Genomic DNA, 26,183 nt, shown 5'->3' with positions numbered 1-26,183 from the left:
AAGGTTATACGGTTTTACGCTCTTCTTTAATGAGTACTTTCGCTAAAAACAAACCTAACTCGAACAGTAGCCACATTGGAATCGCGAGCAATAGCATTGACACCCCATCGGGCGGTGTGACTACCGCTGACACAGCAAAACAACCGACGATGATATATCGGCGCTTACTCTCTAGACTCTGAGTGGATATGATACCGACCATTATCAATAATAAAGTAACCACTGGAATCTCAAAAGTGAGTCCAAATACCATAAATAACTTTAGCGCAAAGCTTAAATAACTGTCGATATCGGTCATAGGTATAACGTTTTGCGGAGCGAATAAAATAAAGAACTTCAATACGCCTTTGAGTACCACAAAGTAGGCAAAAGCGACACCAGAATAAAATAGGAATATCGAAGATATCAGCACTGGAATAGTGATTTTTTTCTCTTTTTTATATAATCCAGGCGCTATAAATGACCAAATTTGATACAGAATATACGGCATCACTACAAAGGCAGCAACGAAAATCGTCAAGCGAATAGGTGCCATAAAGTTCGAGGTAATATCAGTAGCAATCATAGTCGAATTCGCAGGCAGCTGCGCAACCAGAGGGTCTGATAAAAGATTGTAGAGCTCACGCGAAAACCCTACCAATGCTAAGAAGACGATCAAAACGGCTACGCATATTTTGATGAGATGCTTGCGTAATTCAATCAAATGCTCAGTAATAGGCATGTCGCTAAGCGCATTCAGCACATTATCAGTCTCAACATTATGGGTAGCATCTGACGCCTTAGCATCTGTATTTGCTAACTTTCTTTGGCGACTTTTTTGGCGCTTAAATAAGCTCATTTATCCCCCTTCTCTATAGCTGAAGAAGAGGAAGTATCTGGCTGATGATTTTGCTGCTGAGGAGTGTTTGACTGATAGGAAGTATCTAAGCTTTGGTTTTGCGAGTTTTCAAACTTATCCATACTACCGCGCATCTCGGCTAACTCACGCCGCATGTCTGTCTCAGTCTGACGAATCTTTGCCAGCTCATTTTGCATCTGTTTTCGTGTCTCAGCCAAATCAAGCTCAGACTCTATATCAGACTGTAAGGTTGAAATCGTGCGACGCAATTTGGCATACCATTGCCCAGCGGTACGTGCAGCTTGTGGTAGTTTTTCTGGGCCCAAGACAATTAAAGCGATGACTCCAAATAACAGTAATTCGGAAAATCCAATATCAAACATAATGGGCAAATATATTAGTTAGTAGATTATTAAATACGGTTAGCGAAATACCTCAAGCTCTACACTTTGTTGTTATCATCAGCGATAACAGGCCTAACTTCTAAATCATCAGCCTGAGTGCTGCCCCTAGTATTTAGGCTATTAGTACTTAAGCTGTTAGTATTCAAATCATTATTTACAGTTGAAGTAGTGGCTTCATGGCTAAGTGCTCGATTCTTGCAGGCATGTTCAGTTTCTTCATCTTTGACCGCTTCTTTAAAGCCCTTTACCGCACCGCCTAAATCTTTACCCGCATTTTTAAGCTTGGCAGTACCAAACACCACTACTACGACTACTAATAAAATCAGCCAATGCGTAATAGAAAAGCTACCCATAATATTATCCTTATTCCTAGTTTTTAAAATGCTCTATACTCGTCGTTGTGCTTTAGCTTTAGTGGTCAATTTATAACATTTACATTACAAATCTAGCCGACGTAATCTAAGCGCATTACCAATCACCGATACTGACGATAAGCTCATCGCCGCTGCTGCTATCATCGGGCTTAGTAGTAAACCAAAGGCAGGATAAAGCACACCTGCAGCTATCGGTACGCCAATAGCGTTATAGATAAAGGCAAAGAACAAATTCTGTCTAATATTACGCATGGTTGAATGGCTGAGCTTATAGGCTTTGGCAATGCCCATCAGATCGCCTTTAACCAAAGTAATGCTGGCGCTTTCCATCGCCACATCGGTCCCAGTACCCATAGCGATACCGACATTAGCCTGTGCTAGCGCTGGTGCGTCATTGATGCCATCGCCTGCCATAGCGACCAATTTACCGCTATCTTGCATCTCTTTGACAATACGGTTTTTATCTTCTGGTGACACATCGGCATGGACTTCATCAATGCCTAATTTATTAGCGACTGCTTGTGCAGTTTTTTCATTATCACCCGTTAGCATGACAACTTTTAGACCCGCGTCATGTAGCAGTTTTATGGCATCGGCAGTGCTGGGTTTGATGGGATCAGCAACTGATATTATCCCAGCAGCCCTACCGTCTATAGCGACAAACATCACCGTTTCGCCATCTTTTCGACGAATATCAGCTTTGCTTAATAATTCACTATCGAAACTGTTTAAGCTTTGCATTAGTTTTGAGTTACCAATAGCGACTTGTTTGCCATTAACTGTAGCTTGTACGCCTTCACCCGTTGTTGAATTAAAGTCAGTAGCTTTGGGAATAATAAGTGCTTTGTCCTCAGCCGCTCTAACGATAGCTTCTGCTAAAGGGTGTTCGCTAGCAGTCTCTACTGCGGCTACTAAGGCCAAAAACTCATCTTTATCCTGCCCTGCCAGCGCGTCGATCGCGGTCAGCTCAGGCTTACCAGCCGTCAGCGTTCCTGTTTTATCAACGACGATAGTATCGACTTTTTCCATACTCTCAAGCGCTTCAGCATTTTTGATAAGGACGCCATTTTGCGCGCCTTTGCCAGTGCCAACCATAATGGACATGGGCGTCGCCAATCCAAGCGCACAAGGGCAAGCTATAATGAGTACCGCGATAGCGTTAACTATCGCGAACGCCATCGCGGGAGTGGGTCCAAAAATTGCCCAAACGATAAAGGTTATAACTGAACAGATAAGTACAATCGGCACAAACCAACCCGCTACTTGGTCGACTATTTTTTGTATTGGCGCACGGCTACGCTGAGCTTCAGCGACCATTTGTACGATTTTGGATAATACGGTATCGTCGCCGACATTGACCGCTTCGATTAATAAAGTGCCCGTACCATTAACAGTACCACCAGTAACCGGATCGCCAGTCACTTTAGCAACAGCAAGCGGCTCACCCGTGACCATCGACTCATCAACATTACTACTACCCTCGATGACGGTGCCATCTACGGGTAGTTTTTCGCCGGGTTTGACGCGCAGTTTATCGCCACTGACCACTTCTTCTAAAGGAACTTCTACCTCAGCGCCGTTTTTATCCACTCGCCTCGCGGTTGGCGGAGCCAGCTCAAGTAACGCTCGAATCGCGCCTGAAGTTTGACTTCTGGCTTTTAACTCCAACACTTGGCCTAACAGCACTAAAGTAGTGATAACTGCGGCAGCTTCATAATAAACCCCAACTTGACCCGCCGAGTCTCTAAAGCTATTGGGGAAAATATCAGGAAAGAAAGTTGCCACAATACTAAATCCATAAGCGGCGCCAACACCTATGGCAATTAAAGTGAACATATTAAGGTTGCGGCTTTTTATCGACTGCCAACCGCGCACGAAGAATGGCGCTGCGCCCCAAACGACAACAGGAGTTGCGAGCGCCAGTTGTATCCACTGCGCTACTTGTGATGAGATATCATACTCACCGATAGTGTGCAGATTAATCCCAACCATATCGCTCATGGCATACAAGAATAGTGGGATAGTCAAAACCGTACAGATCCAGAACCGACGTATCATATCATCGAGCTCTGAGGTATCCTCTTCACCGACAGTAATCGTTTCGGGCTCTAACCCCATACCGCAAATCGGACAGCCACTATTCTCAACGTCTCTGACTTCAGGATGCATAGGACAGGTATAGACCGTACCATCATAATTAGCGGGTACTTTATCGTATTTGCCGCCTTTGACTGATTTTACTTCGCCGCTTTTAGTATGATTTCCATGACAATGCGCATGAATGTCTTCATTGTTGCTTGCTTGATCATCTCTTAAACCAGCGACCTCATTTTCAGGTTTAAGAAACATACCGCATATTGGACAGTCGCTTTTTTCAGTATCTCTAACCTCGGAGTGCATAGGACAAATGTAAATCGTACCATCATAATCTGCTGGCACTTTATTGTAATTGCTGCCCTCGATGACTTTTGCTTCGGCGTTGCTGTTATTAGTTGAATTGGCGCTGTGACCCTGTGTATGGTTGTCTTTATCATCGCTTGAGTTAGCTACTTCGTCTTCATGTTTAAGAAACATGCCGCATATCGGACAATCACTAGCTTCAACATCACGAACCTCAGGATGCATGGGGCAGATATAGACTGTACCTTGATAATTTTTGGGTACTTTGTCGTACTGACCATCTTTTACAGATTTTGACATCGTCTATTACTCCCTTACTTTTAACTTCTAACTTTAATATTTAATGATTATTATTATGTTAGTGTTAACAGATTAATTATTGACAACTAAGTATAGGATTTAAGCAACTATCAAAACTTAATTTGGTTTACGCAAATACTTAAAAAGAGCCATAACAGCTAATACTAATAGAGCGAGAAACAATAGCGCGATGACGACGCAGATAATCATCATGCCCTAACCCATACCCTGCATCATTGATCCATTCATCATGCCATGCATCACAAGAATTACTCCTTACTTTTTAGTACTTACTCCAAGTCATCAATCAGCTGCTGCATTTCACCGATTTCACGTCTTTGGGCTTCGATAATTTCATCAGCCAATTGACGTACACGTGGGTCTTCAATATCAGCACGCTCACTAGTTAAGATAGCAATAGAGTGATGCGGAATCATCGCTTGCATCCAGTCAACTTGGTCGACCGTTTGTTGCGAGCGTACACCCCAAAGACCAAAGGCAAATAAAACTACGCTAACCCCATAAACCATCAAGTTTATTTTGGTCTTTTTATACATATTAGTCATAAAGGCGAGCATAATTATGGCCATTACAGCACCCATGTATAGAGCCATATAGGCGCGGGTTTCACTAAAGTAGATGTGATCCCACTGATACGTATTGAAATACATCATGATAAACATCACCACTGTGGATGTTAAAATCATTAGGGTAAATTTCACATATGGATTCATCTGATTTTTGTTGTTATTCATATTATCCCCCTATAAAAATATGTTATTAATTCCTTTATCAACTCACAATGTACAATCTTAGAACCAAAACATCACACCAGCAGTCAGACTATTAGAATCAACGTCTTCGTCCTCTTGACGACGTAAGTCTCGCGCATCACCCAAGGCGCTCTCGTAGCTGAAACCAACATAAGGCGCTAGCTGACGACTGAATGTCTCATAAGCCAGCCTAACTTCAGCTTCAAACTCATTAAATCCTTTAGTAATACCGTTATCGGTATCATCTTTACTAAAGGCAGTCAGCTCCAGCTCTGGTCTGACCACCCAACGCTGATCTAAGCGCCACTCGTACGCTGCCCCAAGATCAAGCTGGACTTGACCATCAGTATATAGATAAGCTCTTGCGTCAGTCTCAACGAAGTACGGCGCCGTACCAGCAATGCCTGCCATGATTGCGGACTTATCGTTTTCAGTATTATAAGCAATACCCGCTTCTCCATTCCAGAAGATACCGAGCGGCTTCCAATAAGCGAGTGAGCTTAGACTATCGATCTCTTTATCATCGTTAGTTTGAGCACTACCTTCACTGCGTAGAGTGACACGATTACTATCAGTACCGTACCAGCCTTCAGCTTCAAAATCGATTTGGTCATTCTCAAACTGATAGCCCAAAGTTTCTACTGACACACCCCATAACGGTAAGCTACCCATCATTACCGGTTTACCATACTGTCCATAGTCAACACCATTTGAGTAGTCGGGACTACGAGCATTAGGAGGTGGTTCGCCGCCTTGCATTCCAGACATATCCATATTCATACTGCTATGATCCATACCTGACATGTCCATGCCACTATGATCCATATTCGACATGTCCATATCTGACATATCCATGCCACTGTGATCCATGTTCGACATGTCCATATTCGACATATCCATGCCACTATGATCCATATTCGACATGTCCATATCTGACATATCCATGCCACTGTGATCCATGTTCGACATGTCCATATTCGACATATCCATGTTGCCGTGATCCATATCGGGCATGTCAGCGGCATTTGCTACAGGTGACAGTAATAACAGCAAAGATGATATGCCAATAAACGGTAGACCTACTTTATACATTTTCATAATAAGGCTCATATTTAAAGGGTTAAATGACGGCAACTTCTCGAAACATGCCCGCTTCCATGTGATACAGCAGATGGCAATGCCAAGCCCAGCGCCCCGCCTCACCTGTGACATCGAAACTAATCTTTTGCGCTGGCTGCACCATTATCGTATGTTTGCGAACTTGAAAATCGCCATCAGGCGCGCGCAAATCGCTCCACATACCATGCAGATGCATAGGGTGGTTCATCATAGTGTCATTGACTAAGGTAATACGCACACGCTCGCCCGGTTTGATATTAACAGGCGGTGCGTCCTTAAACATAATACCGTCTAACGCCCAGATATAGCGCTCCATATTACCTGTCAGATGTATTTCAATCTCTCTGGTAGGTTTGCGCTGCTCTGCCATTATCTCATCGCCGACAGAGCGCAACTGACTATAATTCAAAACCTTTCTATCAATGTTACGCAAATTAATACCCGGATCATCGAGATTCATCCGTGGACTATCGACGCGCATATCGGACTTAAAGTCATATTCTGTTTTGGCATGTTTAGCGTTATAGCCATTCGATCCCATGGCGCCCATCATGTCGGCCATCGTCAGCCATTCGATTTTGTCCATAGCAGGCGTTGCCGCACGAGCGCCTTTTTTGGTAGCAAGCGTTGTCGCAACATAGCCTGACCGATCTATGTTTTGGGCAAATATGGTATGCGCGTCACGGGTTGGGGTGACGATGACGTCATAAGTCTCAGCCACACCGATGCGAAAATCATCGACATCAACGGGCGCGACATCATTACCATCGGTGCCGACCACTTTTATTTTGAGCCCTGGAATGCGCACATCAAATATGGTCTGCGCGGAGCCATTGATAAAGCGTAGTTTGACCGGCTGACCGGCTTTGACCAATTGCGACCAGTTAGCCGCTGTCGTTTTACCATTCATAAGATAAGTAAACGTGGTCTCACCAGATAAATCAGTAAAATCAGTCGGCATCATGCGCATCTGGTTCCACATTTTACGCTTATCATAAGCGGCTTCTAAATCCGTTGCTGCAATATCAGATAACAGTTTTTTAAAATCTGGCAAATGGTAATTATCAAAGTCAGCACGCTGCTTAAGCAGTTTTAGCAGATTATGCGGATCGCGATGCGTCCAATCACTAAGCAGGATAACGTGATCTTCCTCGATAGGGTAGCGTTCGCGCCCTTTAGGTTCAATCACAATAGCCCCCCGCATACCGGTCTGCTCTTGGAAGCCAGTATGCGAGTGATACCAATAAGTGCCTGACTGTGTCAGTTTAAATTTGTACGTGAAGGTGCTACCCGCAGGAATACCATCAAAGCTGATACCCGGTACGCCATCCATCTCAAACGGCACTAAGAGGCCATGCCAGTGAATAGAGGTCGACTCATTCAGCTGATTATGGACTCGAATGGTGACCGTATCGCCTTCTTGCATCTTAAGCGTTGGTGCCGGCAGTGAGTCATTTATCAGCGTTGCCATGCTTGACTTGCCGTTGACCGTTATCATCTTCTCACTGACATAAAGATCAAATTCATTACCCGTTAGTATAGGTACAATGTGATCGGCTCTATCACTATTGACTACAACATTTTGGCTTTTAGTTAAAGCACTATTAGCCATCGTCGGTAGTGTGGATAGCATCGACGCGCCGAGCAAGGTGGATGACCCTGTCAAAAAACGCCTGCGGTTAAATCTGTTTTTATTCATAATATTGACCTAAGTTAATCCATGAAATGAGAGTTGAACTTATATATCTGATAACTTATTAATAGAACTACATCTGCTGCGCTGGCGACTCAATAGCCGCATACACTTGAGTGCTGCCATCCTTGTTCAATTGCATGACTTTATAGGGCATAAATTTATCTTGATATTCCATGCCCGGACTACCAACTGGCATACTCGGTACCGCAAGACCGATGGAATCAGTTGGCGGATTCGCTAGAAACTGTGCCATGTATTTGGCAGGAACGTGACCTTCAAAAACATAACCATTAGTAGTGACGGTGGTATGACAAGAGCGCATTTGCTGCGGGACACCGTAACGCTCTTTAAATAAAGATAAATCTGTAACGTCTTGCGCAGTTGCGCTTAGACCATGACCTTCGGCATAGCCTACCCATTCTTTGCAGCAGCCACAATTAGCATCTTTGTAAACTGTAGCCGAGACGTTTTGTAGAATTGTCGACCCAGTACCTGAATTAGCACTGACAGACATCATTTGCGGTTGTGGTTGCTCTATTTGAGCACTTTTGGTGGCAAACGCTGGCTCAGTTTGAGTAGAATTTGAAACACTAGTATCGGGCTGACTACAAGCCATTACTGTTGACGTTGCTACTAGTAAAAGAGCAGAAGCTGATACCTTTTTATGTCCATTGCCCATTATATTTATATAGCGTCTCATAACTTACTCCTAAGCGTCTGCTTATCTGTTGAACCTTCTAAAGATTTATACCCTATAACTAAGTGTAGTATAGGCAAAGTTTAAATCCCAAAAGGCAGCACTATTTAGCACTGCGCTTTTATAAAGGAATATGGAAGAATTAATGCTGCATTCCAGCTCCACCTTCTGACATATCCATCATGTCATCATCCAGTCTAGTGGTTAGCATGGTATACTGATTCTCATTTAACTCAGGTAGTGATCTAATAAAAGCGACCATTGCCCACATTCTATCGTCGTCATGAGAAGCACCCCATGCTGGCATGCCTGATGCCATAATACCGTGCTTAATCGCCCAAAAACTTTGCTGAGCTCCTGCATCCGTTTTATAACGATCAACTACTTGCGCATTAGTGAAATTAGGTGGCTTAGGGTATAGGCTCTCACTAAAATCAGTGCTCTCTACCCCAGGAGACAAATGGCAGCCTGCGCACATATCTTTGTAATCGGCACCGCCTGAGCTAATCATCTCTACTTTTTCTAAATCTGGAACAATAATGTCCTTGCTAGCGTAGGCTATTGAACGGGTGCGAGCCGTCTCCAAGAAATTATAAACCAATGGACTATGTCCTTGATCAGCGCCAATATTAATGACACCACTCATAACCACAGTAAAGACACCAACAATAGCGACCACGACAGTGAAAAGTACTCCTAGTAAAAACTTCATGGGTTTATCCTATAATCCATTTTCTTTAATACCCTACTCTTAGCGTCTACAAATATTTCCTACAAACCCTTATTACTGATTGATGAAACTATCTAGCAGTAATAAAGGATTTATAAAATCAATGTTTAAGAGTCACTTTTATCTGTTACGCAGTGCTTTTGATACATTTGCTTCATTTTACCCATGTTAGCCATCATCGCTTTCATGGCAGGATCGTTCATATCCATTTTGCTATGATCCATTTTTTGCATCATTTGCATATGCTTTTGCATTTTTTCACAGTTCATTTGATCTTTTTGCGCATGCATTTTTGGATCATGCGCCATAGCTGAGGTTGAAACGACTAGAGCGACGGCAGTGGCTACGATTGCTTTAGGTAAAGACTTTGATTTAAAGAGTGACATGGTTAATCCTTAATTGATTTAGTTGAGGGTACATAAAGCTTTAGGATATTAATTCAGTCTAAAGCATAACTTATTGATTCTGACAGAGAGATGACAGAGAGATGACAATATTGTCATCTTGCTACTTTTATATTTTAATCCGGCACGTATTCATTTAGTATGGCATCAGCATTTCTATCACGATCGCTACCATATTTTTTTATAAAATACTTTTCAGACTGCAGATGTTGATTTTGATGCTGAACTTCGCAAGCGACTCGTGCATCAACATAGCTTTTCATTTGAGCATCAGACATCTGCGCGTTATTGTGATCTAGATTTCTGGCAAACGTAGTTAAGTTATCGCAATTATCGATAATTGAAGTGCTTAGATTGGTAGTATGCGCATTAGCTGCTGATATACCGATAAGCATCGAAGCGGATAGCAGCACCACTTTTTTGAATGAACGATAGCTTTTCATATAACATCCTTAATAAATTATTAAATATTGAAACTAATTACCTGTAGTAATAATTCATAGTAGCTACTCGTATCAAGAATGAGCCGCTATGTACTATAGGTATAGATTAACAAACGAAGACTGACCATTTGATGACGAGCGCATGACATCTTTGTCAGATACCAGTCCGTTTTGTCATTTATATTGATTTGGGTATTATAAAATCATAATTATATTGAAGGATTACTATGAAAGTACTACTAGTAGAAGATGAATTAAAACTCGGCGAATATGTAAAAAAAGGCTTAAGTGAAGCAGGCTTCATTGTTGATCATCAGCTGACAGGTTTAGATGGCTACCATGCTATGATGACTGAAGAGTTTAGCGTGATACTCATGGATGTTATGCTGCCTGATGTTAGCGGTTTTGAGCTAGTACGTAATTACCGAGCGGCTGGCAAGCATACGCCAGTGTTATTTCTAACCGCAAAAGATGATTTAGATGACAAAATCAAGGGGATTGAGATTGGCGGTGATGATTATCTGACCAAACCTTTTGCCTTTGCAGAGTTAATAGTCAGGATAAAAAGCTTATTACGACGCGCCAATCAAGCCGACTATAAAAGTACGCTCATGCAAATAGCGGATCTCAAAATGGACATTGCCAAGCGCACTGTACATAGAGGAGACACGCCCATTAAACTAACCGCAAAAGAGTTCTCCCTATTACAGTTTCTATTAGAGCGCCGCGGTGAAGTATTACCACGCTCAATCATTGCTTCACAAGTATGGGATATGAACTTTGATAACGATACTAATGTGATTGATGTGGCAATAAGACGTCTGCGTATAAAAATAGACGATGAGTTTGATACCAAGCTAATTCATACTGTGCGTGGCATGGGCTACCGATTAGATGCTGTCGACGTTTCAGCTAGTAATAAAGCTGCCAGCGAAACGGAAGATAGCCAATATGATAAATAGATTGGACAATCGACGCTTACCCTTACTATGGCGAACTGTGTTTTTATTGACGATATTTGTCGTTTTATCGCAGTTGATAATCTATATCTGGGTACAGCACTCTGTTAAAGGCCATTTTGAGCAAATGGATGCTGAAATCATTACCCACGCAGCCTTTAATCTACGTAAGCGCGTAACAGAGGCGGATAACCAAATAGCCTCTCAGACACTACCTAAGCCTCAAAGTCCATCAAACACTCAACAACCGCTAAGCTCGAAAGCTTCTTCAAATCTACTTCCTACAATAGCCACAGAAAATGATGATCACCTGCATTCATCAGCGCTAGATTACGATCTAAAAACTATCATTGCTGATAAAGAGGGGCGATTGCTATCTAGTACTCCCAAAAACTTTGCTAATGAATTAAGTGCCGACTTTAACCTATTATCATTACAGCAAAATCATGATGACAGACAGTTTGTAATAAATATTAAAGACAGACGTTATCGAGCTATGGTTATTGGAGACGATGACATGCTTGCCCTTATCGCCTTACCCATTGACGTGCATCATCAGTATTTATTACAGTTTAACCGTCAACTTAGTCTGATCCTATTTGCCATCACACTACTGTTGGTTTCAATAGCAGCCTTAAGCGTGTATTGGGGTTTTGCCCCTTTATCCACTATCGTGCAAAGGATGAAAGGTATTCATCCTGAAAGATTGAGCGAAAGAGTAATAGTTAGTGATATGCCATTAGAGCTAAGACCTTTAGCAGAATCCTATAACTCGATGATGGCTAAGCTTGAAAGCAATTTTGAGTCGTTGTCGCGATTTTCAGACAATATCGCGCATGAGCTACGCACGCCAATAGCGACGCTGATTACGCAAACGCAAGTCATGTTAAATAAGCCTAGAGAGGAAGAGGAATATGTCGAACAATTACATCAGCAACATGACACCTTAGAGCAATTATCGGCGATGATTAACAACATGCTACTGCTAGCAAAAACCCAAAAAGGACTGAGTGATTCGCAAGTGACTACTGTAGATACTGAGGTCCTAATCAATAAGCTGTTAGATTACTTTGAAATGATTGCCGAGGATCGTGAAATAACTTTTGTAAAATTAGGAGATTTTAAGGCAGTATTAGGCGATGAAGGTTTATTGCAAAGGCTATTTGCTAATCTGCTATCAAACGCGATCTACTACGCCGCTAGTAATAGTGTCATCACAATATCAGCCACTGTCAACACTCCAAATACTTCCGTTAATACTTATAAGATGCTTGAAGACGATCAAAGTAACACTCAAACCGCGAAGCAATCTTGGCTAGAGATAACTTTTACTAATCTTCTAGAAAAACCGTTAAACCAAAGCGAAGCAGATCGATTGTTTGAGCGCTTTTATCGTCATGATAAAACTAGCCAGCACCACTCAGGCTCAGGTTTGGGTTTATCTATCGTTCAGGCTATTGCTAATGCTCATAAAGGGACGGTCAATATCACTATCAAAGATGAGTATTGTTTTGAAGTTACTGTAGGATTATTGATTGCTAAGTAGCATACACCTCAATATCCTAGTGTTCAAAATATTAATAATATATAGACCTACTATAGGTCTATTCTATTTTGATAAGTCAAAAAAGCCATATATGCTATTACTTATATAGCGTATAGGGCTAAAGTGTGAAGTCTAATTTTCTTAGGTGATGTTGTTGATATGGGGGTTTGTATTTATCATTTTACTTAGGTGGTGTGCTTAATATTGGGGTTTGCCTTCTAACTGGTTTAACCCTTTAAGTATCAAATGAACAACTTCGTCAACAAAAGGCGTCGTCATCAAGCGATTGTAGTCTTCTTTACTTAAACCAGATCTTAAAGACAATTTTTCAACCGATAAACCTAGAATTAACGTTTTTACCTGTTCGTAATCAGCCTCAAAAGAATTACTTTTTGCAATCTGTTGAAGTTCGATATATCTCGCATTATGACTTATCTGCCACTCTTCAGTAAATTCTTCGCTTATTTCATTATTTAGAATACTGTCACACAGTTTTTGACAAAGTCCACCCAGACCTCCAGCCAAATATATCGGTTTATTTAAGTCGATAGCTATCAGAAACTCTTCTAGTACTCCAGGCATCTTACCTAAGTATCCCTCTAACTTACCTCCTGCAAAAATTCTGACATCTGAACTCTCTATCGATTCTTTCCTCATAGTCGTTAAGCAACGCGACCATATATATTGGTTTTCTGGACAGTCAGGTTTAAGAAAAATTTCTTTATTCTTTAATATAGAATCTATATCATCTGGTACTTCATGTTTGACAATATCTAATAAACCATAATACTTAATACTAAATTCTTTACTGGCTGGAGTTAAGTACAAAGGCCACGCTAAGTGATTTTCAACGTGAAATTGATCAGATTTTAAGCGCTCTTTTAATACTGATGCTTCTTCAAGAACAAACTCTGTAAAACCATTTTCTCTCAAGTCTCCCCCATAGATTAGAGTATGATTGCGAGATAAAATGTGTCTCGCCAAATCTTGAGAGAGTCTTTGTAACTCATCTGTGTGCTGATGATGTTCCTCATAACCATCTTCAAGATAATCTGAAATAGAGATTCCAACATTATATTTATCGGTTTGCACTTCGTCACTTGACCACAAAGGAGTAGACACTGTTATATTAAGATAGTCTGTCCATATAGTTTCTTCTTCATATAGAGGTGGTTCAGGATAACAAAGATGCAATCTACTGGAGTCTATTGAGGAACTTTCATTCTTAGACAGAATCTCTACTACTTGTTGTACTTCAGGAGGACGACAAAGAATAAAAGCTTTTGAGTCGATCCATCCCTGAGATTGATAAAATTTCAATGACGCTTCAGCATATTTGAAACGGACAGTTTCTAATAAGGATGCAATTAGAATGCGTAATATATCTTTGTGCGTTAAAGGTTCAGCGGTAACGTGTACACAGGGTACATTACCGATAGAAGGGAAAATTCTATCTTCGTAATCCTCAAGACTATTAACCACTACTATAGGTCTATACTCTGATTTAGCAGTCAAAACCTCGCGCTGACACCAATATCTAGAAGAATAGGCATCACTCACAATAGCTATCATTGTAGAATTTTTAAGATGACTTTCTATCTCCTCATCGAATTTAAAACCTGGCGATATTTCATTGGCATCGAAAAACCTATTCATATTACTATTATCAATAAAACTCTTAATTTCTTGAGCGTGATTCAATCCTGTATCGCCTTTTTTTGCATGGCTTAGGAATAACTTTATTGATGTCTCTTTTCCAACCTCATCAGAATCAATATCATTCAGACCATAACGATACAGCTCATGTGAAAGCTCTAAAATACCACTTTCTATACGGTAATCATGAGGCCAATTATGCGCTCTAATGAAATTATAATTTTTAAGAGCATCAGAGTAACTATGCTTCATGCCAGCTTCGTCAATAGCAACTGGTACAATAAAATAGTTAGTGCTACCGTTTAGTCTGTTAAAATAGTCTACCCATAATGGTTCGGTTAAAGTTTGCCCACTAGTGAATACGAAGATAACATTTTTATTACCAAGCTTAGGCGGAGTGTTTTTCGGTGGGTCACTTGGACTCCTAGAGCTATAGAGAAAGGTAGGTATATTGATTTCCCGTGAAAATGGTCTATCTGTATCGCGAGTAATATACCTACGGAACTCACTAATAACACTTAAAATGACCTTATTGTCGGACGGATGCCAAATAAAGTGAACGGCAAGAGGTGGTAAGTTCTGAGTAGTAGTCATTGTATAAAGCTCCAAGATAGCTTTGATTAAATTTTAAGCTTGCCAGTAATTTTGATACTCTCTACGATTTTCTCTGAAATAAGGACGAGAATTGTTTGGCAAATAGAGTGTGCTATCTCTCTTCTGGAAAGCTTCATGAATCCAAGCCATCAATTCTTGATGATTTATAGGACATGAGTATAATTTTGAATAACCAGCCTGTATATTATCGTAAAGTCTTGGTGGAATATTGCAAGGGGTGTACTCTACACCATCATCTGTAATTTCAGTAGAACATCCATAGCTATTGCATTTATCATAGCTAGGCAATAGTATACCGATAAGTCCTGAACGTGTATTCTGACTCGTCTTCTTAATGCTGTAGCCTATCTCCCAATCAACATGCTTTCTTTTCCACGTATCTTGACCAATCAATACAACGGTAACTGAGCTTTGAGATATGAACCTATCTCTAATCGCCTGACGAGTGGTTTCAGTTTTATTATTAGGATCAATATCTCCATCTTGAACTGAGCGAGAAACAAAGGTTTTAACATCATCCGAGAAGGCATTTTCAAACTCTTCTCGATAATCACCATCAGCGTGATGGAAGCTGACGAATACTTTGTGCTTTGGTATATTACGTAACATATGGTTATTAATCTCCTTCTTGATATGATTACTCTATGTACTGTCATATAAAACGTACCTACGGGTACGAATTCGTTCATTAGGATAGCATGAATTTATCAATAACTAGACGATTATCTACTTTCTGAAAAAGGTGAGGCTGACATGACTAGAGTTAACAGCATTTCTCTAAGTAACTATATTGAGCTTGTTAAAGAAACTAATAAATTCACTTCTGATAAAGCTCTTTTCGGTGCACAGATGGGTTTATTCAGTGAAGTAGGTAGTTTAGTATCCTTACTAAAAAAGAAGTTGCTTAACAATGACTCAAATGATCATTCGAACGAATTAGTCGTCGAAGAGATGGGAGATATTTTTTGGTATTTCACACTCATAACTATTGTAAAAAATATTGATCTCTATGAGTTAACAAACGATACTGATCCATATGATCGAGATGGAAGTACAATCGTTATATCAGGGATAAGGAACCAACCGTTTGTAAAAGTTAAATCTAATACAAACAGTAAAGATACTGAGTCGTTATTTAGTGAATTAATAAGCCATACAACATCTCTTAGCAAAAAGGCCACTGTAGAAAAAGCTAAAGACTTTTTAAATATATACTCAAAAGTAATGAGTTTTTTAAATCTTGATTTGTTAAATATTGTTGAACACAATACTTTTAAAATTAGGAATAGATTTGTACCAATTGACGAACTTAATTTACCTTTGCTATCGTTTGACAGTAATTTCAGTAAAGACGAGCAGTTACCAGTAGAGTTCGAGGTCTATATTATTGAAAAACCGAATGGTAAGGCTTACCTCAAATGGAATGATGTATTTATCGGAAGTGCTTTAAATGATAACCATCAAGAGGATGATAATTACAAATACCATGATGTATTTCATCTGGCATTTGCTGCCATACTACACTGGTCACCTACATTTAGAGCCTTGATTAAACATAAGAGGAAAAGTGACCCTTCTATTGATGAAACACAAGATAGTGGTAGACCAATCGTGATTGAAGAGGGTTTGAGTGCTTGGTTATTTTCCATATCAAAGCAAAGGGATATTGATTTTACTAAAGAGAGCAGTATTTCATATGATTTATTAAAGACTATTCAGATTTTTGTCAGAGGGTATGAGGTTGAAAGCTGTCCATTACAGTTATGGGTAAAAGCTATTATCCAAGGATATAAAGTATTTAATCAAGTTGTTGATAATAAAGGTGGGATTATAATAGGTAATCGTAGAGAGAGAACACTTGATTTTAGGAAGCTTAATGATTAATAAAAAAAATAGCTGCTCCATCTACATCAAATAAATGACCGTAATAAAGTTGCAATGATTATGATCAAACCAAACGAAGAGGTTTTCAAATATTATTTTTACTTTATTCAAGAAAGAATGAATATATTTTGGAATAAATACGAAGATAACTACCCTCTAACCCAAGACCCTACCCTACAGTCTTACAAATTTACTAATGTTTATAGGGCAATGGATAGAGTCAGTCAATACCTAATCAAGAATGTTATTTATTCAGATGATAATTTTTCTGACAAAGATGTTTTACTTAGAATCATTGTATTCAAAATATTTAACAAGCCTGAGACATGGGAGTACCTTGAGAGCGAATTTGGTAAAATTTCTTTGGAAAATTTTAATTTGAGGGATATTAATAACGCTTTACTAAAACGTAAGGAAAATGGCCCTATCTTTAATAATGCTTATATGATGACAGGCACACATTCTTTATATAACCATCTCGACTTTAAGCACGAGAAATGGCTACAGATGGTTAAAGACGAATTAATTGGTCAGTCTGTTTTTGATAAAATTATCGATGCAAAGTCTTTGTCAGATACTTTTAATTACCTCAGATGCTGTTCTTTTATCGGTGACTTTCTAGCGTATCAATATGCTATTGATATGAATTACTCAGATGTAATTAACTTTAGTGAGGACTCATTTGTAAAGGCGGGCATCGGTGCTATTAGAGGTATTAAAAAATGCTTCGGTAATACCTCTTCTTCAAAATATAGTAATGAAGACATTATCAAATTTACCCAAGATAATTTCGAATATTACCAATCTCAGTTTGGATACAATGACTTTACTACGCTTTTTGGAAGATCACCTACTCTCATAGATTTACAAAACTGTTTTTGTGAGACAGATAAGCTTTTGAGAGTAAAAATGCCAGATTTACAAGTTCAGAATAAACGTATTAAGCAACAGTATAAGGAAACACCTAAACCGTTAGAGTTATTTTTTCCTCCTAAATGGCATATTAACCATAAAATAGATAAGCCAAGCATGCCAGCTACAAAAAAACACCCTACATTATTCTAAATATTTTATTTATCTAGCTAAGGTATGCTTTGAAAACCAAACTAAGTATACCAACTACTAATACACTTGCTAATACTAATACCTTTTCGTACTTATTATCTAAATCTTTAATTTGTTTCTGCAAATCGCCAAGAGATGCATTATCGCTTCCGCTCATATGATCATTAAGTAGCTTCCCATTAACACCAGTTTGGTTCTGATGCTTACCATTATAACTTTCAGAAGCACTAGTTAATTTAGCAAACCATATCTGAAACAATGGCTCTTCTATCGTTAGGTTTATCGGACTAGGGCCAGCATTAAGTACTGAAAACACAATCTTCCCTCTAAAGTGAGGGTCTACATGAAACCCTGATACATTTACTAACCCCTTGAACTTAATGCTAGCCTTTATGGATATAAAGCCCATAACATCATTAGGCATCTCGACTGTTTCATAAGTTTCTAAAAAATAGAACTCACCAGGATTAACAACTATTTGGTTATCTTCAGCTTGTAGAACCCGAAATTTGCTATCAGAAGCACAATAAGAAGCGCCTAAGCATAGCTCATATTTATTACTGTCTATAAACTTTGGCCTATACTGAGGAATAATTAATTTTATTTGCTCTTTTAACTCTTTTTCACCTAAAAAACTCATAATTTCCTCATTCTAAAATGATGAACATTTATCCATTGAATACAGCTTAAGTTCAATATATAATTTTTAACTACGCAGTTAATGTGCTATTCAATGTAACAAGAAATTGGGCTTATAGAGTTATATATTAAGATATATATTTGGGTTTACATGTTTATCATTCCAAGAGGTTAGTATGGGCAAAAAAAGCAATATTTTTATAAGTCACTATGGTAAAGACGACGATAATGTACAGAGACTAAAACAACGTTTAAGAGATGCAGGTCATGATATTCGAAATAGTTCCATAGACAGTACCAAGCATAACAATAAAAAAAGCACCGACAGTGATAGATCTATTAAAAGAATGTTAAAAGAGAAAATTGCATGGTCAGGAACGTTTGTTTGTTTGGTTGGCAAAAGGACGCATACACGACCATGGGTAGATTATGAGATTAAACAAGCCGTATCGATGGGCAAAAAAGTTATTGGTGTTTACAAACATGGGTGCGCGGTTGATACTAAGCTTCCTAAAAATTTGGAAAAGTATGCTGACTCAATTATAGGATGGAATTCAACTGATGATATAGGTAATGCGATTGCAAGTGATAAAGCATCGTTCGAAAATCCAGATGGAACCAAAAGTGAACCCATATATAAAATTGAAAGAGTGAGCTGTTAGATATGAATATTTTTTCTTATAAAGTTGAACACGATTTAGGTCTAGCACCTAATCCTTTTCATGATTTTTGTACACTAGCTGTCTGCAAGTCTTCTATCAGACGCAATAAAGAATTGTCATTTGGTGACTGGGTTATAGGTACAGGAAGTGAATCTCTAGGTAATACTAATCATCTTATTTATGCAATGAAAATTGAGGAAAAGCTTACGTTTAATGAATATTGGGAAGATGAAAGGTTTGAAAGCAAAAAGCCTATAATTGAAGGTATTTTAGTTAAAATGTATGGCGATAATATATACCATCAAGACGCTAATAATAAAGAATGGATTCAAGAAGACTCGGCTCATTCGTTAGATCAAGGAGTTACTAACGAAAACCATATGAAAAGAGATATAGGTGGAAAGTATGTTCTCGTTTCTCAGGAATTTTATTACTTCGGTGAAAATGCGCCTAAAATACCAGAAGAACTCAAGGGTGTTTGTAATGAAGGCCGTGATATGAAATATAAGACAATACCACAAGAAGTACGAGAATCCTTTGTTTTATGGCTAAAAGATAGTTATAAATCAGGTATACATGGCGATCCTGTCAACTGGAAAGACCACCCTTAATATGCCGTCTAACAATATAGATGTGTGCGTTAAATGATAAAATCCCAGTAAATTATGACTTTAAAACTTATCATTAAAACGCACATACCAAACTGAAGTAATGTAAATAAGCTTGTATGAGAACTAGTCTTTTTCCATTCTAGTTAAATCCTCCACGCCAGCCATCTCAGCTAATAATCTTGTGTAATTAATTAGAATTTCCTGTAGATCACTTAAATCTACCCTGAACTCTTGACGAAGCTCTGAAGACAGTTCACAAGAGCTAGTGCGCTTATGCCATTTTGCAGTGAATGGTCGCACAACTTGATTCAGTACTATTACTGAAATTTTAGTAAATTCTTTGCAGTGCCTTCCATCAGTTTTTAGAATACTTCGTGTTGTCTGAAATAAAGAGTAGATATTTTTCAGAGCAGCTAATTCGTCTCCATGATTGTCTTCTAATGGTTGTGTAGCAATGCTTGTCAGTAATTCTACGTATAATTCCCAAGCACACTGTTTATCCTTTTCATTAGGTTGCCACTCCATATTTAAAAAGCCAGTTGTTAAGCTTAGTGAGCTAAGGCTCCAATTGTCTAGTAATTCACTCCACTTCATGTAGCTATTCCTTTGTATTTGATGTTAATATTTATTATAACTGTCATTAATAAGCACAAAATACTGACTAAACAGTAGATAATAAAAGCATTTTCACAAGTAAAAAGTTCTGACTATATCGAAGGCTAGTTATTTAAATAGCACCATTAAGTTTAACCTATTTAAATTATCGTAATAGCGTCTTAGGTTTAGAAGGGTTACCGATATTCATATGCTTAGATGGCTTCTAGCCCACAATAGCATGAGCAAATATATTAATAACAAAGCCAGTGTATATCTAGCCTCTATTTTTCTTGATATAGATGAAGTCACCAACGTTCTATATAAATCAGCACACTCAATAAATATCCAAGATACTTCAGCACACCTGATGAAGCATAATAAGTCTCAGATATAGCCAAATTCTTGTCCGATCGCTTAGTTTTTTTCTGTACTACCCTGAGCTCATAACCATGAAAATTTTGACGATTTCCAGTACGTATCTGACTATCTAGCTTCAAACATCGTTTTAGTTGAGTTACTTCGTTTTCACTTGAAGCTCTAATTTGCCAGTGTTGTGCGTTAATGAGTTTACATCCTATCTCTAAGAACTGCTCTAACATTTTTTTCTGATTAGATTTAATCCCAAAATGGATAGATGATGTTTTTAGACTCTGTTTCGCTACAAATATTTCAACAAACATTTTTAGTTGATCGGGTTCATGAATAGACATCTGGTACGCCTTTTCTAAGGCTCTAACTAATAACTCTTGATTTTTGCTACCATTCGGTGAGCTTAATAATAGTTTCTTATTGTTAGCAAAAACCTGACTTGCATTATCATATAACTGTCTAGCTTCAACTATATTAATGCCATGTCTTATAGCAACCTCGGGCAGCGATATATCCCGCTTTTCTAAGCTAAGTTTCTGTAGCTCTTCTAAATAGGCAATCACATCCGAATATTTTTGATGAATAAAAATAGATTGCGATGCTAATCTATTAGATTCTATGATTGGCGTATTTATAGAAATATTAAGACTATCAACAAATAGAGGATTCTTACTAGTTACTAAGCTTTTAACCAGATAAGATCTTAATAGTCTAAGCCTCACTTTTTTAGTACCTGCGTCGTAAGCATCTCTTTTTTGTCTATGTATAGTCTGATATTTTAAATCTGTAATTTGCTGAAAAACTGTATAAGGTAGTTGTAACTTAGCATCAGCTAACTGTATTCCTGTCTGCAGGTGGGCAGTATGAATGTAGTGCTCAAACGTCGTATCACACGTTAAGTGCCCTGCAAAACTTGCCAGCCCAAACCATGATCCTTGTGCTTTATGATAGCCAAGGATACCCTCAATAATAGTCTCACGCTGCTTAGCATCATAATCTGTCATTATTGATGCTAATGAAGACTTACCTAGCACTAAAGTCAGTTGGCTTATGGCTGTATGTCTAAAGCTATGAAAAGTAAAGTCATGCTCTCCAAGCAATCTATCCCAAATTAACTTCATCATATTACTAAAGAACGTACTCGGTAATGGCTGTTTACCTGAACCTTGTGAGAACAAGTACTTCCGTTTCAATCGTTTTTGATGCTCAAAAAGCTCGATAAACAAATCCATTTCATCTTTTTTTAAAAGGCAGTTAATAGGTATTATACGACTTGCACTGCTACTTTTAAGCCTACGATAACGATTTGGTCTTATCCAAATCTTAGGCTCATCAATCTCTTGGTTATAATTATCAGTATAAATATCTGCAATATCTGAAACTCTAATACCAATGAGCTCTTTTATCCGTAGCCCTGTTCTATAGGCAAGACTCAGAACCACTAAACAAACTCTTTCTTGCTTGATCTCTAACTCTGATTCTTCAATGTACACTTTCATAGCACGATAAATGCGAGGAGAGATGATATTAGCTTTGACGACTTGCCTATTATGATGCCACGAAAAATATACATAGGGTGCATCATGACACTCACGCTGGTAATCATGAAAAGCTCTCAAACGACCATACGTAAACCCTTGACCATCTTTAAGCTTATTCATGTACGAACGATCATTACTACCTACTAGCTTGTCATCAAAATTAGAGTCTTTATTTATGACTGATTTTTTTCGACCATCCCTAGTTTTGCTCTGAATAATTTGCTCATAAATAATCTCAAAATCTTCGCCGTCCCATTTGTCTATATTCTCACCGATTGTCAGCATCAACCAATCACGCCCTATACAGCCCACATACTTGCTTATGCTCTCTTGGTTTATACTTTTATCATCTAATAACTGACGTACCCATCCTAGTATGCGCTGTGCGTTTGGTTGAGGAAACTCATTCTGTAACTGCTCTATACCCTCTATGGCATTTGCTCTAGTATTTTTGAGTTCTTCCTGAATTGCTCTTATTAGATTTTTACTAAGCGCAGGATAACTCATATTTTCTCTATTTGCATTTATAGGCTTAGAATAATCTAGTTCAAAAAGCTCATCCCATTGAAGTTGTTTAATATTAGAGTTGATTTTTTCTCTGTTGTAATTAAGCAGCTTATTCTTAGGTAGGCCTGTAGTTTTAATCCTACCTTGTCTAATTGTAGCTAATGCATTGTCAATATTAGCGCCTTCTAATTGCCTCCAATGATAGTTGGCGTATTTGATCAGGTGTGAGAGGTATGGCTTTGTTTTATCTTTATTTTTCAGTGTAAGCTTTTTACTAATATCATTAATTAATGTATCAAACGATTTAGTAAGTCCCTTTTTAACAATTCCATCTTTTAGTGCGTATAAAAAGCATAGCGTCATGTCATCTGGAACATACTCAACATAGCGTTTTAATTCGCTGTCAGACGTATCACTTGAGTTTCTACTAGATGACTCCCAACACCCATAACTATCATCGTCAATAACTAATAGAATAATCGGCACACTCTCAACACCTACCGTATCACCTTCACTAGGTAAATCTATTCTATAGACTTCGCGTTCAGCCAAAAGCCATTCGTAAAATGCTTTTAATACCTCAATATCATTAAGACCACCGTAGACAATGCTGCAGAATATTGCTGACTCAACCAAATCATTGGTAGTGAACTTCATCTTCCTTTGCCATATTTCTATCATTTCTCGGCTGGCTTGACTAACTTTTGACCCCCGTACGAACCAATCATAACCAATGCTCAAGCTGTCTCTCTCTGCTAAGATAGGAACAACTGGCTCATCTAAATGAGCTTTATGACTCTTGTTGTACATACGAATAACTTCTAAGAATCCTTGACGTGCCAGCTGAAAACTAAGAGGGGTGTCGAAGTTGATTTCTAAAATGATATTTATCTCTTGGTAATAATCAAATAGATCTGTGTCTTTACATAGCGGGTTAGCGCTCATATAAGATTCAACAAGGCTTTTAGCTTTATTTTTAATGTCTTCATGAGCGCTATTACGATTCTCGGCTCTTAGCTTATGTGCAACTAGATCAGACATGTACAGTTACCTCAACTTGTTTCAGATTAAGTTCACAAGCAATTTCATCCAAATAGTTACTTATTCCCTTTAGCTCATTAATTGATAATGAAGACATTGGATGCATCGCCTCCTGATCAGGGTGTTCATGACCGTAAAGAGCGCATATCAAGTGCTCTGGCGCTCTATTTACTAACATTGATCGCAACTGGTGTCTCAGCCAATTGTCTTGATGACTAAAGAATCTCTTTAATTGATAGCGAACTTTGCTAGGTGTAATGCCTGAAAATCCCTTAGGGTTTTTACTAAATATTTGAATAAGAGGTTGGCGAGAGTTTAAAATATCATCTATAGGAAACTGCTCAGAGGAATATATAACGTTATGCAGTGAAGCAAATTCTTTTATATATTCAATATAATTTTGTATCGCTATAATCAAAAATTTGCTTAAAGGTATGAGTCTTCCCTGCTCTTGTCCTTGACGCTCTTCTTTATCAGAGACCCAAAACAACCCTGCTATAAAATCAAGCTGATTTAACACACCTGGCGCATGTACAACAGGTCTTATACCTGTCTGAATCATGATAATATGCCATAGCCAAATACCATAGGCATTAAACTGCTCTATATAACGATCCTTTCGAATACTTAAGTTTCGCTCAAGGCGTCCATTAAAACTTTCGGCTCCATTCGCTAGTTCTGCAAAGAACTTTTGACATGTTAGTTTGTTTAAAGCCATCTCACTACCGATATAACTCTGACGCTCTATATTTTCTGATTTAGATTTGTAGTCTTGACGAAGCTTTGCTTGAATCACATTAGGACAATGCTTGCCCATCAACAAAATGGCACTTCTATATGTATTCTCAATACTATTAGAATCAATGCTTGTGTAGTAAAGAGGCGAGCTATGTCTAACGTCAACACCAGTGATTAAATCAGCGTGCAATGGCTCATTTAACTTATTTTTTATGATGAAATATAGAGCTGAATTTATGTGTTGATAACTGAGTGCAGGCAGGTCTAATTGTTCTTGTAGGTCTTTTAATATTTCAGATATATCTGTATTTTCGATATTGACTATTTTTTCTATAATGGAATGCAACTGAGGAGGTAAAAGAAGTATAAATTCGTTATCAATGCTTTGACGATGTTGTATTAGATGACTTCTGCGATTCATAGTGACGTTTACTACGATCTTTAAAGCATAGTAGCTTTCATCTATCCTTTTTTTACTGCTGAGCCATGTGCGTTGGCTTTTCTCTTTACCAATTTCATTAATGACTTCTTGGATCTTACGTCCACTAAGCAATGACATTAAGATAACTACATAGCCAAAACGACTATCATCATCCGTAACCATTGAAAGTTGCCAGACTCTATCAAACAATATTTGAATACTCAGTAAACTTAGCTGCCGCAAACTTGTTGGAAAGCCAAATTGATTGCGCCTAGTGTGACGAAAGTTATTTTTAATTTTCCATTGCTGCAGTTCAGCAGACTTAGCAGTATATCTAGAAGGCTTAAAATCGTTATCTAAAAGCTTCTCTGGATCATCATCAGCTAAATTTTCATTGGAGGACACATTATCGTTTTGGTGACTTATTCCAAATATAGTGGCTCTAAGTGGTTCATCATCACTATCAAGAAAAACCTTGTTTAAACCAACACTATTATTGTCAGTGTCATCAGACTTAGAATAAGTCTTGCCAATAAACGCCTTATCTTCCGCTACGACCTCGTAAGCGAGCCTAATACGACCAATCTTTCCTGCCAGCTTTTTATTAACAACCTTACTTGAGGCTTCTGACTGCTTAGTTAAAACCTCATACTGGCAAATAGCATCTAATACATTTTCTAATGAACTCCGCTGGGCATGTATATCAATAAGCTGATTTATTAGCTCAGATTGTGGATTGTTTGCATTCAATCCCATTCTGACTCTAACACCTAACTGACTGACCTTAGCAAAGTGATTATCCCCACGCATTGTGATTCTTATAATTATTTGCAGGTAAACACTCATAAACTGCCAAGCACTGTTTTTGCTATCTACCGTTCCATATCTTTTATAAAACAGTACGAGCATGTATGTTACAGCCCATTCTTCAGTTTTCTGCTCTTTAATAATAATAGTTGCTATGTCAAAGCATTCACTTTCTGTAAAATTAACCTCAAACACATCTATAGCGAAGTTTATATTCAAAGCAAAATTTGGTCTAAAGCCCAAAACGTAAATGATCAAATTTTGTATTTTTAGACTGTCAGGTGAACCTTCAGGTATTAACTTATTAAGAACTGTTTTTAGCTCATTCTTATTTAAATTCATCATAA

Annotated in this window: 23 protein-coding genes; 6 read left to right on the top strand and 17 right to left on the bottom strand. The window is 38.4% G+C overall.

The window, feature by feature from the left end; genetic code table 11:
- Positions 1–4 precede the first annotated feature (4 nt).
- The 11 genes from tatC to AC58CZ_RS05895 form a co-directional block, all read right to left on the bottom strand.
- A complete protein-coding gene (tatC, locus tag AC58CZ_RS05945; RefSeq protein WP_198336786.1) occupies positions 5–838 on the bottom strand; it encodes a twin-arginine translocase subunit TatC in 834 nt (277 codons plus the stop codon).
- Positions 835–1,221 (bottom strand): Sec-independent protein translocase protein TatB, encoded by a 387-nt coding sequence (tatB, locus tag AC58CZ_RS05940; RefSeq protein WP_494223761.1) that lies wholly within the window; start codon positions 1,219–1,221, stop codon positions 835–837. Before tatB ends, tatC begins: the two co-directional genes overlap by 4 nt.
- Positions 1,222–1,280: 59 nt before the next feature.
- Positions 1,281–1,595, bottom strand: coding sequence for a Sec-independent protein translocase subunit TatA (gene tatA, locus AC58CZ_RS05935; protein ID WP_494223762.1), 315 nt, complete (start codon positions 1,593–1,595; stop codon positions 1,281–1,283).
- A gap of 84 nt (positions 1,596–1,679) precedes the next feature.
- Complete coding sequence (locus AC58CZ_RS05930; RefSeq protein ID WP_198334101.1) at positions 1,680–4,316, bottom strand: copper-transporting P-type ATPase; 2,637 nt, start codon at positions 4,314–4,316, stop codon at positions 1,680–1,682.
- A 290-nt stretch (positions 4,317–4,606) separates the two neighbouring features.
- Positions 4,607–5,071, bottom strand: coding sequence for a DUF305 domain-containing protein (locus tag AC58CZ_RS05925; RefSeq protein ID WP_226945083.1), 465 nt, complete (start codon positions 5,069–5,071; stop codon positions 4,607–4,609).
- 57 nt (positions 5,072–5,128) lie between these two features.
- A complete protein-coding gene (locus tag AC58CZ_RS05920; protein ID WP_497413141.1) occupies positions 5,129–6,187 on the bottom strand; it encodes a copper resistance protein B in 1,059 nt (352 codons plus the stop codon).
- 22 nt (positions 6,188–6,209) lie between these two features.
- A complete protein-coding gene (locus tag AC58CZ_RS05915) occupies positions 6,210–7,907 on the bottom strand; it encodes a copper resistance system multicopper oxidase (protein ID WP_296237446.1) in 1,698 nt (565 codons plus the stop codon).
- A gap of 67 nt (positions 7,908–7,974) precedes the next feature.
- Entirely contained in the window at positions 7,975–8,604 is a 630-nt protein-coding gene (locus AC58CZ_RS05910; RefSeq protein ID WP_071001781.1) for a DUF411 domain-containing protein, read from the bottom strand.
- A gap of 139 nt (positions 8,605–8,743) precedes the next feature.
- Positions 8,744–9,313 (bottom strand): c-type cytochrome, encoded by a 570-nt coding sequence (locus AC58CZ_RS05905; protein ID WP_199508202.1) that lies wholly within the window; start codon positions 9,311–9,313, stop codon positions 8,744–8,746.
- A gap of 125 nt (positions 9,314–9,438) precedes the next feature.
- Positions 9,439–9,717: a hypothetical protein gene (locus AC58CZ_RS05900; RefSeq protein ID WP_071001783.1), complete on the bottom strand. Its 279-nt coding sequence runs from the start codon at positions 9,715–9,717 to the stop codon at positions 9,439–9,441.
- Between the two features lie 134 nt (positions 9,718–9,851).
- Positions 9,852–10,178 (bottom strand): hypothetical protein, encoded by a 327-nt coding sequence (locus tag AC58CZ_RS05895; RefSeq protein ID WP_071001784.1) that lies wholly within the window; start codon positions 10,176–10,178, stop codon positions 9,852–9,854.
- A gap of 227 nt (positions 10,179–10,405) precedes the next feature.
- Between AC58CZ_RS05895 and AC58CZ_RS05890 the strand changes: the two genes are divergently transcribed.
- Positions 10,406–11,140, top strand: a complete 735-nt coding sequence (locus AC58CZ_RS05890) for a heavy metal response regulator transcription factor (RefSeq protein ID WP_025645672.1) — start codon at positions 10,406–10,408, stop codon at positions 11,138–11,140.
- Positions 11,130–12,683: an ATP-binding protein gene (locus AC58CZ_RS05885; RefSeq protein ID WP_284719440.1), complete on the top strand. Its 1,554-nt coding sequence runs from the start codon at positions 11,130–11,132 to the stop codon at positions 12,681–12,683. The genes AC58CZ_RS05890 and AC58CZ_RS05885 overlap by 11 nt, the downstream gene beginning before the upstream one ends.
- A 198-nt stretch (positions 12,684–12,881) precedes the next feature.
- Here AC58CZ_RS05885 and AC58CZ_RS05880 read toward each other — a convergent pair whose 3' ends face one another.
- Entirely contained in the window at positions 12,882–14,933 is a 2,052-nt protein-coding gene (locus AC58CZ_RS05880) for a TIR domain-containing protein (protein ID WP_494223764.1), read from the bottom strand.
- Between the two features lie 33 nt (positions 14,934–14,966).
- Positions 14,967–15,563, bottom strand: coding sequence for a TIR domain-containing protein (locus tag AC58CZ_RS05875; RefSeq protein WP_201582909.1), 597 nt, complete (start codon positions 15,561–15,563; stop codon positions 14,967–14,969).
- 144 nt (positions 15,564–15,707) lie between these two features.
- Between AC58CZ_RS05875 and AC58CZ_RS05870 the strand changes: the two genes are divergently transcribed.
- Both AC58CZ_RS05870 and AC58CZ_RS05865 read left to right on the top strand, forming a co-directional pair.
- Positions 15,708–16,838: a MazG C-terminal domain-containing protein gene (locus AC58CZ_RS05870; RefSeq protein WP_201582907.1), complete on the top strand. Its 1,131-nt coding sequence runs from the start codon at positions 15,708–15,710 to the stop codon at positions 16,836–16,838.
- Between the two features lie 60 nt (positions 16,839–16,898).
- Positions 16,899–17,903, top strand: a complete 1,005-nt coding sequence (locus AC58CZ_RS05865; protein WP_494223765.1) for a nucleotide kinase domain-containing protein — start codon at positions 16,899–16,901, stop codon at positions 17,901–17,903.
- 13 nt (positions 17,904–17,916) lie between these two features.
- Here AC58CZ_RS05865 and AC58CZ_RS05860 read toward each other — a convergent pair whose 3' ends face one another.
- Positions 17,917–18,543 (bottom strand): dCTP deaminase domain-containing protein, encoded by a 627-nt coding sequence (locus AC58CZ_RS05860; protein WP_494223766.1) that lies wholly within the window; start codon positions 18,541–18,543, stop codon positions 17,917–17,919.
- A 175-nt stretch (positions 18,544–18,718) separates the two neighbouring features.
- Between AC58CZ_RS05860 and AC58CZ_RS05855 the strand changes: the two genes are divergently transcribed.
- A complete protein-coding gene (locus AC58CZ_RS05855) occupies positions 18,719–19,204 on the top strand; it encodes a TIR domain-containing protein (protein ID WP_201582902.1) in 486 nt (161 codons plus the stop codon).
- 2 nt (positions 19,205–19,206) lie between these two features.
- Positions 19,207–19,815 (top strand): Nmad2 family putative nucleotide modification protein, encoded by a 609-nt coding sequence (locus AC58CZ_RS05850; RefSeq protein WP_494223767.1) that lies wholly within the window; start codon positions 19,207–19,209, stop codon positions 19,813–19,815.
- 123 nt (positions 19,816–19,938) lie between these two features.
- On the opposite strand, the gene AC58CZ_RS05845 is transcribed toward AC58CZ_RS05850, so the two are convergent.
- The 3 genes from AC58CZ_RS05845 to AC58CZ_RS05835 all read right to left on the bottom strand — a co-directional run bounded on the left by AC58CZ_RS05845 (position 19,939) and on the right by AC58CZ_RS05835 (position 26,181).
- Positions 19,939–20,409 carry a hypothetical protein gene (locus AC58CZ_RS05845; protein ID WP_201582897.1) on the bottom strand — a complete coding sequence of 157 codons (471 nt, stop codon included), beginning with the start codon at positions 20,407–20,409 and terminating at the stop codon, positions 19,939–19,941.
- 308 nt (positions 20,410–20,717) lie between these two features.
- Positions 20,718–23,870, bottom strand: coding sequence for a tyrosine-type recombinase/integrase (locus AC58CZ_RS05840; RefSeq protein WP_494223768.1), 3,153 nt, complete (start codon positions 23,868–23,870; stop codon positions 20,718–20,720).
- On the bottom strand, positions 23,863–26,181 hold the full coding sequence (locus AC58CZ_RS05835) for a hypothetical protein (RefSeq protein ID WP_494223769.1): 2,319 nt from the start codon (positions 26,179–26,181) through the stop codon (positions 23,863–23,865). Before AC58CZ_RS05835 ends, AC58CZ_RS05840 begins: the two co-directional genes overlap by 8 nt.
- Between the last annotated feature and the right edge of the window lie 2 nt (positions 26,182–26,183).

The sequence above is a fragment of the Psychrobacter sp. CR212 genome (genome assembly GCF_059693765.1).
This window is presented reverse-complemented; position numbering and strand designations above follow the sequence as displayed.

Bases quoted from the DNA above. Each gene is read 5' to 3' on its own strand.
- AC58CZ_RS05915 (WP_296237446.1), bottom strand. From the start codon at position 7,907: ATGAATAAAAACAGATTTAACCGCAGGCGTTTTTTGACAGGGTCATCC.
- AC58CZ_RS05895 (WP_071001784.1), bottom strand. From the start codon at position 10,178: ATGAAAAGCTATCGTTCATTCAAAAAAGTGGTGCTGCTATCCGCTTCG.
- tatA (WP_494223762.1), bottom strand. From the start codon at position 1,595: ATGGGTAGCTTTTCTATTACGCATTGGCTGATTTTATTAGTAGTCGTA.
- AC58CZ_RS05905 (WP_199508202.1), bottom strand. From the start codon at position 9,313: ATGAAGTTTTTACTAGGAGTACTTTTCACTGTCGTGGTCGCTATTGTT.
- AC58CZ_RS05840 (WP_494223768.1), bottom strand. From the start codon at position 23,870: ATGTCTGATCTAGTTGCACATAAGCTAAGAGCCGAGAATCGTAATAGC.
- AC58CZ_RS05910 (WP_071001781.1), bottom strand. From the start codon at position 8,604: ATGAGACGCTATATAAATATAATGGGCAATGGACATAAAAAGGTATCA.
- AC58CZ_RS05865 (WP_494223765.1), top strand. From the start codon at position 16,899: ATGATCAAACCAAACGAAGAGGTTTTCAAATATTATTTTTACTTTATT.
- AC58CZ_RS05870 (WP_201582907.1), top strand. From the start codon at position 15,708: ATGACTAGAGTTAACAGCATTTCTCTAAGTAACTATATTGAGCTTGTT.
- AC58CZ_RS05845 (WP_201582897.1), bottom strand. From the start codon at position 20,409: ATGAAGTGGAGTGAATTACTAGACAATTGGAGCCTTAGCTCACTAAGC.
- AC58CZ_RS05920 (WP_497413141.1), bottom strand. From the start codon at position 6,187: ATGAAAATGTATAAAGTAGGTCTACCGTTTATTGGCATATCATCTTTG.
- tatC (WP_198336786.1), bottom strand. From the start codon at position 838: ATGAGCTTATTTAAGCGCCAAAAAAGTCGCCAAAGAAAGTTAGCAAAT.
- AC58CZ_RS05875 (WP_201582909.1), bottom strand. From the start codon at position 15,563: ATGTTACGTAATATACCAAAGCACAAAGTATTCGTCAGCTTCCATCAC.
- AC58CZ_RS05925 (WP_226945083.1), bottom strand. From the start codon at position 5,071: ATGAATAACAACAAAAATCAGATGAATCCATATGTGAAATTTACCCTA.
- AC58CZ_RS05890 (WP_025645672.1), top strand. From the start codon at position 10,406: ATGAAAGTACTACTAGTAGAAGATGAATTAAAACTCGGCGAATATGTA.
- AC58CZ_RS05900 (WP_071001783.1), bottom strand. From the start codon at position 9,717: ATGTCACTCTTTAAATCAAAGTCTTTACCTAAAGCAATCGTAGCCACT.
- AC58CZ_RS05930 (WP_198334101.1), bottom strand. From the start codon at position 4,316: ATGTCAAAATCTGTAAAAGATGGTCAGTACGACAAAGTACCCAAAAAT.
- AC58CZ_RS05850 (WP_494223767.1), top strand. From the start codon at position 19,207: ATGAATATTTTTTCTTATAAAGTTGAACACGATTTAGGTCTAGCACCT.
- AC58CZ_RS05860 (WP_494223766.1), bottom strand. From the start codon at position 18,543: ATGAGTTTTTTAGGTGAAAAAGAGTTAAAAGAGCAAATAAAATTAATT.
- AC58CZ_RS05880 (WP_494223764.1), bottom strand. From the start codon at position 14,933: ATGACTACTACTCAGAACTTACCACCTCTTGCCGTTCACTTTATTTGG.
- tatB (WP_494223761.1), bottom strand. From the start codon at position 1,221: ATGTTTGATATTGGATTTTCCGAATTACTGTTATTTGGAGTCATCGCT.
- AC58CZ_RS05855 (WP_201582902.1), top strand. From the start codon at position 18,719: ATGGGCAAAAAAAGCAATATTTTTATAAGTCACTATGGTAAAGACGAC.
- AC58CZ_RS05835 (WP_494223769.1), bottom strand. From the start codon at position 26,181: ATGATGAATTTAAATAAGAATGAGCTAAAAACAGTTCTTAATAAGTTA.
- AC58CZ_RS05885 (WP_284719440.1), top strand. From the start codon at position 11,130: ATGATAAATAGATTGGACAATCGACGCTTACCCTTACTATGGCGAACT.